At 41.7% G+C, this 14,963-nt stretch carries 13 protein-coding genes and 2 pseudogenes; 11 read left to right on the top strand and 4 right to left on the bottom strand.

Features of this window, described 5'->3' with window-relative positions; all coding sequences use genetic code 11:
- Positions 1 to 123, top strand: a pseudogene (locus tag IM475_RS20235) (IS982 family transposase); the annotation flags it as partial.
- 412 nt (positions 124 to 535) lie between these two features.
- On the opposite strand, the gene IM475_RS20240 reads toward IM475_RS20235, so the two are convergent.
- A complete protein-coding gene (locus IM475_RS20240) occupies positions 536 to 1,123 on the bottom strand; it encodes a Uma2 family endonuclease (RefSeq protein ID WP_287728917.1) in 588 nt (195 codons plus the stop codon).
- Between the two features lies 1 nt (position 1,124).
- Positions 1,125 to 1,238: a CU044_2847 family protein gene (locus IM475_RS20245; RefSeq protein ID WP_283159980.1), complete on the bottom strand. Its 114-nt coding sequence runs from the start codon at positions 1,236 to 1,238 to the stop codon at positions 1,125 to 1,127.
- A gap of 446 nt (positions 1,239 to 1,684) precedes the next feature.
- Between IM475_RS20245 and IM475_RS20250 the strand changes: the two genes are divergently transcribed.
- The 10 genes from IM475_RS20250 to IM475_RS20295 all read left to right on the top strand — a co-directional run bounded on the left by IM475_RS20250 (position 1,685) and on the right by IM475_RS20295 (position 14,252).
- Complete coding sequence (locus IM475_RS20250) at positions 1,685 to 2,932, top strand: sigma-70 family RNA polymerase sigma factor (RefSeq protein WP_287728918.1); 1,248 nt, start codon at positions 1,685 to 1,687, stop codon at positions 2,930 to 2,932.
- Between the two features lie 2 nt (positions 2,933 to 2,934).
- Positions 2,935 to 4,062: a DUF1822 family protein gene (locus IM475_RS20255; protein ID WP_287728919.1), complete on the top strand. Its 1,128-nt coding sequence runs from the start codon at positions 2,935 to 2,937 to the stop codon at positions 4,060 to 4,062.
- A 15-nt stretch (positions 4,063 to 4,077) separates the two neighbouring features.
- On the top strand, positions 4,078 to 6,546 hold the full coding sequence (locus tag IM475_RS20260; RefSeq protein ID WP_287728920.1) for a CHASE2 domain-containing protein: 2,469 nt from the start codon (positions 4,078 to 4,080) through the stop codon (positions 6,544 to 6,546).
- 283 nt (positions 6,547 to 6,829) lie between these two features.
- Entirely contained in the window at positions 6,830 to 9,616 is a 2,787-nt protein-coding gene (locus IM475_RS20265) for a tetratricopeptide repeat protein (RefSeq protein WP_287728921.1), read from the top strand.
- A gap of 241 nt (positions 9,617 to 9,857) precedes the next feature.
- Entirely contained in the window at positions 9,858 to 10,019 is a 162-nt protein-coding gene (locus IM475_RS20270) for a hypothetical protein (protein ID WP_287728922.1), read from the top strand.
- Positions 10,020 to 10,036: 17 nt separating this feature from the next.
- Positions 10,037 to 10,225, top strand: coding sequence for a type II toxin-antitoxin system HicA family toxin (locus IM475_RS20275; RefSeq protein ID WP_002768607.1), 189 nt, complete (start codon positions 10,037 to 10,039; stop codon positions 10,223 to 10,225).
- 11 nt (positions 10,226 to 10,236) lie between these two features.
- Positions 10,237 to 10,533 (top strand): type II toxin-antitoxin system HicB family antitoxin, encoded by a 297-nt coding sequence (locus IM475_RS20280; RefSeq protein ID WP_002788060.1) that lies wholly within the window; start codon positions 10,237 to 10,239, stop codon positions 10,531 to 10,533.
- Positions 10,534 to 11,403: 870 nt separating this feature from the next.
- A complete protein-coding gene (locus IM475_RS20285; protein ID WP_287667074.1) occupies positions 11,404 to 12,405 on the top strand; it encodes a pentapeptide repeat-containing protein in 1,002 nt (333 codons plus the stop codon).
- Between the two features lie 243 nt (positions 12,406 to 12,648).
- Complete coding sequence (locus IM475_RS20290; protein WP_287728923.1) at positions 12,649 to 13,407, top strand: sulfite exporter TauE/SafE family protein; 759 nt, start codon at positions 12,649 to 12,651, stop codon at positions 13,405 to 13,407.
- Positions 13,408 to 13,622: 215 nt separating this feature from the next.
- Positions 13,623 to 14,252: a PEP-CTERM sorting domain-containing protein gene (locus tag IM475_RS20295; protein WP_287728924.1), complete on the top strand. Its 630-nt coding sequence runs from the start codon at positions 13,623 to 13,625 to the stop codon at positions 14,250 to 14,252.
- A 65-nt stretch (positions 14,253 to 14,317) separates the two neighbouring features.
- Here IM475_RS20295 and IM475_RS20300 read toward each other — a convergent pair.
- A pseudogene (locus IM475_RS20300) lies at positions 14,318 to 14,566 on the bottom strand (Rpn family recombination-promoting nuclease/putative transposase); the annotation flags it as partial.
- Between the two features lie 42 nt (positions 14,567 to 14,608).
- Positions 14,609 to 14,963: DUF2887 domain-containing protein (locus IM475_RS20305; RefSeq protein ID WP_287728925.1), on the bottom strand; the 355-nt coding region annotated here is incomplete at its 5' end.

Genomic DNA, 14,963 nt, shown 5'->3' on the forward strand with positions numbered 1-14,963 from the left:
CATTCCCGCCACCGCAGCCCTGTTAATTTTTGCGTTAATCTTCTCTGTGGTTTGATTGCTTACTGTCACCAGCCGAAAAAACCCTCCTTGAAGATGGAATGGGCTTTACCCCCCGCTGCTTAACCCGAACTGGGGTTAATCCAGATACTGGAAAAACAGAACCAATTCCCAGACATCGAGAAATTAATGAGCGATTGGCTAAAAAGATTATCAAAAGTCTTACTGGTGACAGATAAATTCACAGTGCCAATCAAACAAGGCTACAAGGAAGCAAAGGAGCTATGGAAAAATGATTACTGTAGGATTTTAAAAAGGGCGATCGCTATTCCCATCCTCTTATTTTTTTGTTGGGTTTCCTTCTTGATCTTGAGAATCGCAATATCAAATGATTTTGGTAGATATAGCGTTTCCTAAGCTAGTGAGGTACACCTATTTTCTTCCCTTTTGCCTCTTGCCTTTTGCCTTTTGCCTAAAACCCATAACTTTTGTACCTCAGCAGACTGAAAAACGCTATAATTGAGATGGGATTTAATCCTTATTCTTCACTTAAATTAAAATCAATTCGTTGATAAATATCCAGCAGTGAGATTTGAAAATCTACAGAATAAAACCTTAAAACATCATTCTCTGATTCAGATGCTTTAAACAACCATTCTCCATTATTTTGTTGATAAAATTGCTCCACATAATAACGGTATTGATCAATCAAAATATATTCCTTAAAGTCAGGAATTGAACGATAAAACTTAAACTTATCAGTGCGATCATAATCTCTGGTTGATTTTGATAAAACCTCGACAATGATTAACGCATTAGTTACGGTATTTGTGCCTTTTCCTTCATATAATGGTTTGCCTTTAATTACCATGACATCAGGATAAGTATAAAAGCGGTATATTGGCATCCATAACCGGACATCACTCATAAAAGCCCAATAATCTTCATTGTTAATCTTAGTCGGAAAATTTTTATAAAAATTACCAGCAATTAGATTATGATTGGTTGTTGCTCCCGTCATAGGAATAATTTCTCCATCTAGATATTCATTTTTGTATGCTGCTGTTTCTTCTAGCTGACAATATTCTTCAGGTGTATAATACCGTTTTTCGATTTGAACTTGCATACTAACCTCCCTTATCTTGGTTAAATTCCCATTCAATAGCAACTTTAATATTAGCTGGTGCTGAACCTTTGGTCACTAAAGGAATCCCCATTTTACCCCCAACTTGTAACCCCAATTCTCAAGTAACCTGACTGGGTGGACTTACTTGGGAAACTCCCTGTTTGATCGAAGTTAATAATAATTGTAAGCTAAGACGTATTTAAATCGCTTATTTTTAGATTGGCCGAATCTCCCCCAATCCCTTTATGCTACATATCACGACAGGCACTCATGCACTCTTGCAATAGGCAAAAGGGAGAATAAATAATCATTCTTTAATAACCGGATTTAGTATGACTCCTAACCCCACCAACAAACTTTTTCAGCAAACCCTAATTATCAGTGACTCTTAAATTAATACAAACGTTTGCACAATCGTCTCCTCACTCCTGACTCCCCAGACTCTCGACTCCTCAAAACGAAAAATTTGTACCTCACCATTAAGATAACTGCTATAATACTGCATAAAATCTCGAAGTGGAACGATAGAGAGTTTAGTTGACCTCCACGGGGACTAGCTAGATGAAAAAACGAGAGACTTTGCTGGAGAAGTTTTGTTGCTTTTTAGTTTTGCGACAAAATAGGACAGAATGGAATTGCGATCGGCGTTTGCGTCGTAACATGGAAAGCTATGGCCAAATCGATCCTAATGTCGATTCAGAGGAGTATTGGGCCCTATTCTTTCAGCAACAGTATCAGAATCACGGTTCCCAAAATCATCTTTTTCGTGGGCATTTATACGCTTATTTACAGGAACCTTGCTACTGGGCTGCTGCCGAAATCTATCAAAAATATCAAGCTAAACTAGATTATCAGATCGAAGACTACTTTAACGAAGGAATTCTTGGTTTTGAGGCTATCTTAGCTGACTTTAAGCCTTTATTCTCCACTCGCTTCGATAATTTTGCCAATCAGAGGATTAAATATCGCTTAATTGATCGCATCCGTCAGATTAGTCAAGCATTCGGCCATAATACTTGGAGCCTACTACTTAATTCTACCGGAGCGCGTCTCAGCCAAGCTCTCCAGGCGAGGGGATTAGTGGGGGAAACTCTCGAAAATTACCTTTTAGCTTGGGATTACTATAAAGAAATTTATGCCCAGGCAAAAATCAAAACCGATGGTAAAATTCAGGAACCTAGTCCAGAAATCTGGCAAAAAATCGCCGCTGCTTATAACTCGGATAGCCACTCTACCATCAAAATCAATTCTGCAACAATTAACCGATGGTTAAAGGATGCGGGACAAGCTATTTCTGATTATTTATTTCCCCAAGGAAAAACAATTTCCTTACAGCAACCTTTAGGGGGTGAGGAAAGTAGCACGAGGGAAGAAATGATCGAAGATACTCTCCATAATAACCCTTGGCAGCAATTAGAAGCGGCGGAAAATTTTCGCGAGTCGCAACAAAATCACCAAAAAATTCTAGCTTGGTTGCGGGCAGAAATTCAACAGATTTGTCAGCAGCCGCAACAGGCAAAACTGCATCCGCAAATTCAGTTAATTCTAGAGATGACTTATGGGTTAGGGTTGGGACAAGTGGCAATTGCCGCTAAGATTACAGAAATTACCACGGTAGTTATCAAACAATATCAGGTTTCTAGGGAACTGGATAAAGTTTATCGTCACCTCGCTAAAAAGTTTTTACCCTGGGCCAGCGAAAACCTGCATATTCCTTCCCAGTCCCACGATAGAGAAGTTATTAGTAAGGCAATAGAACCATGGCTAACATACTACTATCAAACCAGCGCAACAACTCAGGAGGATTAATTATGGTTAATGATTGGTTAGAACTAACTCCTGATAGCATTTGGCTAGAAATACCCGCAGATATTCAAGAGATAAGTTGGGCAAAAAGTGCCAGTTTTACTGATGCCAGTATTCGTCAGAGATTTTATATTAATTATCTCTGTCAACAAGTTATTTTTAACTATCTACAGTCAGGGATGCCTGGGGTTAGCTTAGTAGAAAATCAAGAGGATTTCTGGCAACTAGGAGTTAATGGTTTTACCGTTAAATTAGGCGAAAAGTCAGTAATATTTATTGCCAGCGAAACTCTGGATCTAGAAGCGATCGAAATTCCTCAAGAATGGGTAGATATTCCTCAATTAATTGGTGATTATTATCTAGCGGTACAGGTAAACACTGCCGAAAGTTATCTAAGAATTTGGGGTTATACTACCCATAAAGATATTAAGGAAAAAGGACAATATATTAAGCGCAATCTTAACTACTCCCTACCGAGAAATCAACTGCAATCAGGATCAGATTCTTTAGATTTATGGGGAGAGTGTCAATTACAACCAGTTAAGATTGAACGGGAAAAGATGGAAGAAAAACTATCTTTAGATAGATTGACAACCTTACTAGACATCTTAGCTAATCCTCAGTTAATCTTTCCCAGAAAAGCCGTTACTTTTCAGGAATGGGCAGCAGTTATCGTCAATAGTAACTGGAGAAAAATTTTAATTACCCGTCGGCAAAAATCTCCCGTCAAGTTAACCAATTGGTTTACTGATAATTTCCCCATTGATTGGCAAAGTATCCTCGATTTTAGCTCACTGTCACTGGTTCCAGCATTCAAAAATACAGAAATTAAACGCATCAAAGATTTAGGAGTAGAATTACTGGGAAATCCCCTCGCTTTGATGATTACTATCGCTAAAATTGAAGAAATATTTAGCCTGCAAGCGACTGTTTACCCCACGGGAGAAACAAGCACTTTACCCCCCCATTTAAAATTAACTATTCTCACCGAAACTGGTCAGGTTTTTCGAGAAGTAATTGCCACAGATAACGATGAATTTATTCGTTATCGATTTGATGCTGAATTGGGGGATAAATTCTTTATTGAAGTGGCTTTAGAATCGGCAAGAGTAACCGAATATTTACAAGTATAAGCGAGGAAAAACTTAATGATTAAACTCTTAACTCTCGAACTAGATGGCACATTTGATCGGGGATTTAAAGTAAAATTAGAAATTCGTCCCGATCTTAATTCTCGTCCCCAAACTGTGATCAAAGCAAGGCTACCAGCTAATTTAGAGTTATTAACTCTTTACCGTCAATGGCAACGTCACTATAGTGAATTAGAGGGATTTTTTAAAGTCTTAAAAGATAGCAATCCCCAACAAATTACCAATAGTTCTCAGCAGAGTTTAGTTTTTAAAAACTGCCAAGAAAAAGCCAAATTATTTGAGGATAACTTAAACAAATGGTTGAATAATAGCCCAGAATTTGAACCGATCAAAACCGCAATTCTGCGCTCTGGCAATAACTTTCGTATCTGGTTACAAACCGATAATATTTGGCTGCAAAGATTCCCCTGGGAAAAATGGGAAATCCTCCAAAATACTGGCGCAGATATAGCCATTATTGTCTCGGAATACGATACCTTAACCAGACAATTAAGAAATCATGAAAAAATTCGGATTTTAGCCATTTTAGGCTATGCCACCGACTTAAGATTTCTCGAAGAAGATCGCAAAACTTTAGACGATATTGCGGGAAAAGCAGGAGCAGAAATTATCTGGGAAAAAGCCCCTCACCCGCAAAAATTAAATCAGTTATTGCGTCAAGAAACTTGGAATATTCTCTTTTTTAGCGGTCATAGTGCCAGTACAGAAGATGGCCAAGATTGCGAAATTCAACTAACAGAAACTCATAAATTAAAGATAGCTGATTTTAGCTTTTCTCTGGGAGAAGCCACTAAAAACGGGTTAAAGTTAGCGATATTTAACTCCTGTGATGGTATCGGTTTGGCACAACAACTATCACGGGAAAAAGGGATGGCATTACCCCATCTAATCTTTATGCGCGAGAAATTACCCGATCCTGTTTCTCCCAAATTTCTGCAATACTTTTTAACCGCTTTTACCAATAATAAATCTCTCTATAGCGCCGTACATGAAGCCCAAAAAAATCTCCACGATGATTGGGAAAAAGACTATCCCTGTGCCAGTTGGCTGCCCGTAGTTTGCCCCAATCCCACCGAAGAACCCCCCACTTGGCATAGTTTCAGTAACTCCCCTCAAAAACAACAAAATTGGCGACGATTCGCTCTAACTTTCGGTTTAGGTTTAGCCGTAGCCATGACAGTCTTGGCAATAAGAGAAACAGGAATTTTAGAACCCTTAGAATTAAATATTTATGATCGCCTGATGCAACTAAAACCCAAAGATAAACCCGATGAAAGATTATTAATTATTACCATTGATCGCCAAGATTGGGCCTATCAAGATCGCATGGGTATGAAAAGACCAACAATACCAGGAAGCGATCAAAAACGTTCCCTCGCAGGAGAAGCATTATCGCAGCTTTTAAATAAATTACTGCCCTACGAACCGCAAATTATCGCCTTAGATATCCTCCGTCCCATCGCTGCCAGTCAAGATTATCCACCCCTAGCCAAACAATTACAAAATACTCCTAATTTTATCTCGATTTGTAAGTTTAATAATTACCCACAACCGGACGGATTTCCCCCACCCCCAGAACTGCCAAAAAATCAGAGTGGTTTTAGTAACATAGTCCCAGACGAAACCATTGCTGGAGTTCCCCGAATTCGTCGTTTTTTATATCAGGCAAAACTCGATCGCACCTCTCCCTGTCTTCCCCCGGATTCTTTGGCCAAAGTTGACTCAATGTCCTGTAATTTTAAAGATTATGCTCCTAGTTTTAGTCTCCTAATTGCCAAACGATATCTAGAATCCCAGAATCAAGATTTTGACTGCAATAAACTGCAGCGGGGAATTCTAGAAATTAATATCGGGGATACTCATCTCGGTGACTGGCTACAATCCAACCGCGGCCCCTACAGAACCAGTCAATCCGATACCCGATCCGGCCGTCAAGTTATGCTCGCTTACCGTCGAATCGCCGATAATGGCATCGATGCAATCATAAAAATTGCCCCGAAAAAATCTCTCCGACAGGTTTTAGATCCGGGTTTTAATTCCGAATCAGTCCGGGAAAAAATTGTCCTGATTGGAGTAACAGAACCCGGGATCGATGATTTTTTAACCCCCTTTAGTCGCAACCCATCGGAAGCAATTCCGGGGGTTTATTTGCACGCGCACGCGGTCAGTCAAATTCTCGATACAATGGAAGGAAAACGTACCTCGATCGCTTTCTGGAATCCTCTACAGGAGGCTTTCTGGGTGCTAGGTTGGTCCCTGGTGGGGGGATTATTAACGTGGCGTTTTCTTCGGGTAAAAACGGTACTTTTGACAGTGGCGATCGCTGTGATTTCCCTTACTGGTATCGGTTGGCTTCTCTTTAGTTATTTCGGTCTCTGGGTTCCGATTATTCCCCCAGCGATCGCACTTCTCACCACCTCCAGTATCTTCTTTTTTCTTCGTTCTTATACTAAATCCGTTGAGTAACGCACAGAAAACGGGTTTCTCGGAGAAACCCGTTTTCTACTATTTAAAATAGCTAGGTAAGGCTTGCTGAATAAATCTAAAAACCTTATTGGGTAAGACCTTTAGAATTTTTGTCAATCAAAAAGTACCAGATATGGGAGTGATCGGGGGAAAATTCCTGGACTTTTTCCCTAAAAATTAGGTAATTGGCCACCTCAAAACTGGTAAAACCCTACACCCTACACCCTACACCCCACACCCTGCCCCCACGAACAACTTTTTCAGCAAACCCTAGGTAACAGCCATGATCAAACCTTCGATCGCCCTCATCCTTCTTTTCTCCCTACTGCCTCAACCCGGGTTAACCCTTGTCACCCCGGCTGCCGGAAATATTTCTAATCATCCCATTCTGACGGCACAGGGCGATCGGGAGCTTACCGAGGAGCAATTCCTACAACGAGTCACCGTTCGGATTACTAGCGAGACAAATCGGGGATCGGGGACGATTATCGCTAAAAAAGGCGATAATTACCTTATCCTAACCAACGCCCACGTTACCCGCAACACGAAAACCCTACAGGTACAAACTTACGACGGCCACAGCCGTGCGGCCCGCATTGTCCCCAATTCCCTATCGGAGAATCAAGATCTCGCTCTGCTGGAGTTTAGCGATACCCGGGACTATCCGATCGCCACCATCGCGGAGTTTACCCCCAATCAAGACAGGATCGGTTTAGAAGTGGTGGCTGCGGGATATGTTGCCGAAACGGGACAGTATCGGACGACAAAGGGAACCCTCGAACAGGTGAGCGATCGACCCCTCCGGGATGGCTACAGCGTCGGTTATAGTGGCGATATCGTGCAGGGAATGAGCGGCGGCGGCATTTTTGTCGATGGGGAGTTAATCGGCATTAACGGGCGATCGGCCCATCCGATTCTCTCTAACTACATCTACGAGGACGGTACAAAACCCACAGACGCAGAAATCCAACAGATGAGAGCGGTTAATTGGGGCATTTCCCTTCATACCCTATTAACCTACATCCGGCCCGAAATCCTCAGCGCCTATAACCTACCCCTACCGCCGGTGAACCCCGATATAGAAACCACCGCCCCTACTGACTATATCGCCGAATTAGAAACAAAAGCCAAGGGTTTCACCGTGCGGATTGATAGTAGCAGTAAAACCAATGGAAGTGGCGTAATTGCCAATGGAAGTGGCGTAATTATCGCTAAAGAAGGGAATATTTACACCGTCCTAACCGCCGATCACGTCCTTTGCGGAGAAATGGCACGCACCGACAGCTGTGCTGATTACACCTACACCGTCGTCACCAGCGACGGCAAAACTCGAAACATCGAGAAAAGCACCATCATCCGGCAGGAAGGGGTAGATTTAGCAGTTTTTCAGTTTGAAAGCCAGGACAATTATCCCGTTGCGGAAATAGCGAATTATAACCCAAATACCGATGATTTTGTTTTTGCCGCAGGCTTCGCCAAAATTGGACAAAATCCCTCGAAATGGTTGTTTAGTGGCGGTAGAATTAACGATAAAGAACGGGGATTAATACAAACCCGCCAAAGTGACTTAAGCAATGAACAAGGAGGAACATTACAAAGTGTTGCTTCTTTAGAAGGAGGGTATGAATTAGTTTATACCAGCATCACATTTGGGGGCATGAGTGGCGGTGCAGTCTTAGACTCCCAGGGGAGAGTAATAGGGATTCATGGAAGTTCGGAAACAGCAGGGGTAACGGAAATTCAGTTAGGGTATAGTTTAGGGATTCCCATTAGCACTTTTTTGGGATTGCAAGAGAGATTGAAGGTAAAACCGCAATTATTAACCACTGCTCAACCCCAAGTTAGTCCGCAACAAAAACTAGAAATTATTCAAGCGATTACTGGTGTTATTGTCCCTAATACCAATGCGAAGGCGGATATTTGGATACAAAGGGGAGGACAATTATGGCGGTTAGCAAGGGATGAGGAAGCAATTAAAGCCTTTGATGAAGCGATTAAGCAAAATGACCCCAAGAATGTCTATTTAGCCTGGTATGGGAAGGGATTGGCGTTAGTTTATTTAGGTAAATATCAACCAGCTATAGAAGCTTTGCAACAAGCGATTAATACCTTACCTAAAGGGGAAGATTTAAAGAACTTTCACAGTAGTATTTTACAACGGCAAAGTGGAGTTTATCGCTCTTTAGGTGACTTCTCAACAAGTGCTGGTAGAGAAAGAGAAGCCAGAGAAAATTATGAGCAAGCATTAACGGTGATTAATCAGGCGATTTCTCTGGTTCCCAATAACCCCAATTACTATAACGAGAAATGGGGAATATTAAGTCGATTAAAACGCTATGATGAGGGATTAGCCGCAATTACTCAGGCAATTAATCTCGCTCCCCGTGCTGCTTGGTATGGCAATCGGGGGGTTCTTTACTATAACCAACAAAAATACGAATTAGCCCTCTCTGACTACACCAAAGCCATTGAAATTAATCCTAATTATGCTAATGCTTACTACAATCGGGGGAATCTTTACTCTAACCAGCAGAAATACGAATTAGCCCTCTCTGACTACAGCAAAGCTATTGAAATTAATCCTAATGATGCTTATGCTTACGTCAGTCGGGGGAATCTTTACTCTGACTTGCGGAAATACGATTTAGCCCTCTCTGACTACAGCAAAGCTATTGAAATTAATCCTAATGATGCTAATGCTTACTACAATCGGGGGATTCTTTACTATAACCAGCAGAAATACGAATTAGCCCTCTCTGACTACAGCAAAGCCATTGAACTTAATCGTAGTTATGCTATAGCTTACAACAATCGGGGGCTTCTTTACTTTAACCAACAAAAATACGAATTAGCTTTAGCTGACTGGAACAAAGCCATTGACATTAATCCTAATGATGCTTATGCTTACAACAATCGGGGGGTTCTTTATGCCCTGACAAGAGAGTTTCCAAAAGCCCTTGCTGATGCCGAAAAAGCCTCAGAATTATATCGTCAACAAGGGAATGAAGCAGGTTATCAAAAAGCTCAAAAACTAATCAGCATGATTCGCCAAGAAATGAGTAAAAATTAGAGTCCGTAGGTTGGTTTGAGCGAATAAATATGTTAAAGAAAACCTCTCAATTCTCAGGAAAAGCGAAACCCAACACCCAACACCTAAATCCGTCTGAATCTTTTTGTTGGGTTTCCTTAGGTCTATTGTTGGGTTTCGTGCCTCAACCCAACCTACGGTAGAAACCCAACAACCAACACCTAAATCCGTCTGAATCTTTTTGTTGGGTTTCCTTGGGTCAACCCAATCGACGATAATTGCTATGATTACTATAATCCGTAGTCGTGGTGATTTATATGCCGAATTAAAACAAACCGAAAAAGCAAAAATTGATCTACAACAAGCAGCTATAATATTCTACCAGCAGAATAATATGGCAACTTATGAACAAGTGATGCAGATTTTACAGCAATTAGGGGGGTGAAATAGAAATCATCAATTATGGAAAGTCGAGAAATTATCAAAAAACTGAAGGATGAGGGATGGTATCAAGTAGGTACAACAGGAAGTCATCATCATTTTAAACATCCCCATAAAAAAGGGAAAGTGACTGTTCCTCACCCTAAAAAGGATATTCCCCTTAAAACCCTAATCAGTATCGAAAAACAAGCCGGTATTAAATTACGATAAAGGAGAAATCAATGATTACTTATTTAGCCACCGTTCATAAAGATAACCATAGTGATTATGGGGTACAATTTTATGACTTTCCGGGTTGTATTAGTGCAGGAGAAACCATCGAAGAAGCGAAAAAAATGGCAACTGAAGCCTTAAAAGGTCATATTTCCTTTATGTTGGCAGATGGGGACGAAATTCCCACCCCTAGCACCCTCGAAACCATTTTAACCGACGCGGATCATCAAGATGCGATCGCTTTTCTGCTCATTCAGGTATCAGAAGCTATTTTAAACCATCAGGAATTGTGTGTAAAAAACTAGGTGCAGTCCCTAGCTTGGTTTGAGCGAATAAATATGTTAAAGAAAACCTCTCAATTCTCAGGGAAAGCGAAACCCAACAACCAACACCTAAATCTGTCTGAATCTTTTTGTTGGGTTTCCTTGGGTCAACCCAATCGACGATAATTGCTATGATTACTATAATTCGACCTTTTCCGTTTACCATCGACAATTTAGTTGACTTCCACAGCAGCTCTAATCCCATCTTTAAAAAATCAATTGACCGATATTTATCTCCTCAATCTGCCCCCAGTCTCAGACAATATTGAGATGACCAGTCTATACAATTATCCCCTAGGGAAAATCAAGCCTTTTGGCGAATTGATGAAAAAGCCATTAACCCCTCTTGCCAAAACAGGCCACAACCTGATAGACTCATTAAACCAAGGCTTCAGGGAATAGGATCGGGCAGTTCATCCCTAAGAGGGATTGACTTTGACGAAGTTTTATGATTGCTCAACTGGAAAGTCCCCGAAATCTGGTGATTAAGAGTTTTAGCCTGTTGGCTACCGGACTGACTAAGCAGACCTAACAAATTCAACTGTATGATACCGAGTCAAGACATCGGCGAGGCAGTAGATTCAGTCAGAAAAACTGACGCACAAGACTTCTCTAATTTAATGCCTAGACCTGGCTGGCAACAAGTGGCAGGTTTAGGTAGAGGTTGTTTTTGGTATTGAACCCCGATTCTTGTAGTTATTTACCCGTTTTAGTGATTGCCAATAGGGATTTTAAGCCCGTAATTGGTTGAAAATTTCTATTTATTCGCAAAAATTCCCAGTCGCTCCCTGTTCAGTAATTTTCCCCAACCCATTCTCTGGAAATCACCTTCCAGAACAATTTAGTTATTTTATGAGTAGTAATGCCTTAACCGATCGTGAACATCTAATCGAACTGTATAATCGAGGTGAACGCAACTTTGCCGAAGTCAGACTTAGCGGAGTCAATTTAAAGAGACAGTGTTTAAACCAGATTAACCTAAGTCATAGTTACTTAAAACGAGCCAATTTAGCCGAAGCTTGTTTAATTAACGCTAATTTCAAGGACGCTTCCCTGGAAGAAGTTAATTTAAGCAAAGCTTGTCTTATCGATGCTAACCTAACTAAAGCCGATCTTTCTGGGGCAAATTTGCGCCAAAGTAACCTAAGCGGCGCAATTTTGAGTAATACCATTCTCAAAAAGGCTGATTTAAGTTCTGCCTGTTTAATTCACAGTAGCTTACTTTTTGCCCAACTGTTCAAAGCAAATCTGGAAGCCGCTAATCTCACCTCAGCCACTTTAACCCATGCCATGGCGGGGAAAGCTAACCTAAAACGGGCTATTCTCACTCGTGCTATTCTTAGCTCTGCTAATCTTAGCCATGCTAACTTAAAAGAGGCTAACCTAATTCGAGCCTATCTCTATCAAGCTAATCTGGAAAACTGCCAGCTTCAATACGCCGACCTCAGCTATGCCGATTTACGCGGGGCGGATTTACGCGGGGCGGATTTACGTTGTGCTAACCTCGAAGGTGCTAATCTGACGGGAGCTAACCTCAATTGTAGTGATTTTGAGGGAGCTAACTTAACCGGAGCCGATTTAAGCAAAACTGACGCTAATAAAGCCAATTTTCGCCAGGCTAACTTAACCGGTTGTAATCTGCTCGGTGCTAATTTAGCCTCCGCTAACCTTTCCGGTGCTAATCTACACCAAGCGGGATTACTCTTGAGTTATTTAGTGGGAAGCAATCTTAAACGAGCTAATCTCAAACAAGCTAACTTAATCGGGGCGATTTTAACCGAAAATAATCTCCTTTCTGCTTCCCTCGAAGAGACTATTCTTCCTAACGGTAGTCGCGGCAATCTCCTTTCCTAATATTCCTAGAAAAACCCAGTTATAGAGACTTTTCCGCCGAGGTTTCTATAACCGTGGGGTTTTTCTTGGGGAATGATGAATTATAAATTATAAATTGGGAGTGGGGAGTGCCAGAGTTGGGAGTGGGGAGAATAAATAAAAATAATCTCCTGAATGCTGTCTCCCGTCTCCTGTCTCCTGTCTCCACTAGGAAATTAATTTTGCACGACTATTCAGCCCCCTCAAGGCCATGAACCGAAGATAATGGCAGACAATTACTTGATTTTACTGATAACGGGCGTTTTTTCGGGCTTATTAGCGGGTTTATTTGGTATTGGGGGTGGCACTATCTCCGTGGCGATCCTGTTAAATTTGGGCCACAGTTACGGGGAATCGGTGGCTACCAGCAGTTTAGCGATCGTTTTCACTTCCCTAGGGGGTACGATCCAAAATTGGCGATTAGGTTCCCTCAAATGGCAGCGAGTTCTCCTCTTAGGTTTACCCGGGATTTTTACGGCATTTATCGGAGTCTATCTGGTCAAATCTAGCCCCAAACACCTCCTAGAAGCGGCTTTTGGTTGTTTTTTACTGCTCAATATCTATTTAACCAATCTCAAGCAAAATTTAAGCCAAAAAGAGCCAGTTTCTGCCCTTAGATTGCATCCTAATCTAGCCTGTCTGCTAACCGGAGGAATCGCTGGATTTTTAGCCGGTATTTTCGGAATTGGCGGTGGGGCGATCATGGTGCCACTACAAATGATTTTTTTGGCAGAAAAGATCAAAATCGCCATTGTCACCAGTTTAGGTGTGGTTTTACTCAATTCGATCGCCGCCTGTTTCGCTCATGCCCAAGCCGGTCATATTCTTTATCTACAAGGGATTATTTTAGGTATCGGTGGTTCCCTAGGTGTACAAGTAACCACTCGTTTTTTACCGAAATTACCGGATCGATTGGTGCGGATTACTTTTTATATTTTTCTGCTACTGATGGCCATTTATTTCTTTATCCGCGCTTGCTCTTAGACCGGATCAACGGACTGGTTAATTTCTAACCCTTCCACTCTCTCCCTGATGGGCTTTTTTCCGGATTCATCAATAAAAAACGGCGAATACTTGACAAATTCGGGGGGCGGGGGTAGAATTATGATGCTTATTACTATTAAGCAATGATTTATGGGGTATAAATAGCAATTTTTCCCCAGTATTAGCCATGAAATTAACTTGTCAATTGATCAAAAATGACTAATCAACTGCTAAAAGCCCTTTGCCTTCCTGCGGTGACTTGTGCCGTTTTCACTGCCATTCCCGCCCATGCCGCCATTTTTACCGCTACCTATACGGACACTGTTGCAGCACCCACATTTTCACCCCTTGTCGATAACGTTACTGCCGGTGATACTGCGGTTATTACCTATCAGCTTGACAATGGGGGAACTTCCCTGTTAAACCAAACATGGACCGCGAGTAACATTGTGAGTGTCACCTTCAATTTTGGTAATGGGGCCCACGTTACTACCTTTAATCCTAATGGGGGTAATGGGTTGACTAATAGTATAGGAAGCTTTGTCACCAATGCCTCAGGAACATTAACGGCTGTTCCTTTTGATTGGATCGATATCTCTAATGTCAATGTCGTCTCAACCAATTCTACACAAACACCTAACGTATGGGGCGTGTTTGGGGACAATCCCGTTTACACTACTAATAATTTCGCCAAGCTTGTCTCTTTGACCAATGTATCAGGTAATATCGTTGCTGCTAACTGGACCATTCAACCTGCCCAGACACAGACAACCCCGGAACCAGGCACCGTTTTAGGTTTATTAGCGGTGGGTTCTCTGGGTGTATTGGCTCGCAAACGGCAATAAATGACCAATTCTGCTGTAAGGAAGGTTTAAAAGCCTTCTTTTTTGGTTAGGGGGGCGGTATAGTGTTATCTCCCTTTTTGTATAGCTCTAACCTGTTTAACCTCTAATTCTAAGGCGGATGCGACTTGCTCAACACTTAACCCTAAGGCTAACAAACGGGGGACCGCCTCTAATGCTTTGTTTAGTCTGCCTTCCTCAATGCCTTCCTCGCGACCTTCCTGACGACCTTCCTGACGCGCTTCCTCGCGCACATCTTGAAAATACTGAGTTTGTTTTAATTCATCTAAACTAAACATAGTTTCTATCTCCCGACGATAGGATTAACAGGACCTCCTAGACATGAGGACAGAAGAAGATTATCTCCCTTTTTGTATAGCTCTAACCTGTTTAACCTCTAATTCTAACGCGGATGCGACTTGCTCAACACTTAACCCTAAGGCTAACAAACGGGGGACCGCCTCTAATGCTTTGTTTAGTCTGCCTTGCTCAATGCCTTCCTCGCGACCTTCCTGACGACCTTCCTCGCGACCTTCCTCAATGCCTTCCTCGCGACCTTCCTGACGCGCTTCTTCGCGCACATCTTGAAAATACTGAGTTTGTTTTAATTCATCTAAACTAAACATAGTTTCTATCTCCCGACGATTGAGAAGTGGTAACTTATAAACGAGAATCGTCTCTATTAATTGTAAGAGTTCTTGGGGTTTTTGGTCG

Origin of the sequence: Microcystis sp. M061S2 (genome assembly GCF_020245605.1) — a bacterium.
GTDB lineage: Bacteria > Cyanobacteriota > Cyanobacteriia > Cyanobacteriales > Microcystaceae > Microcystis.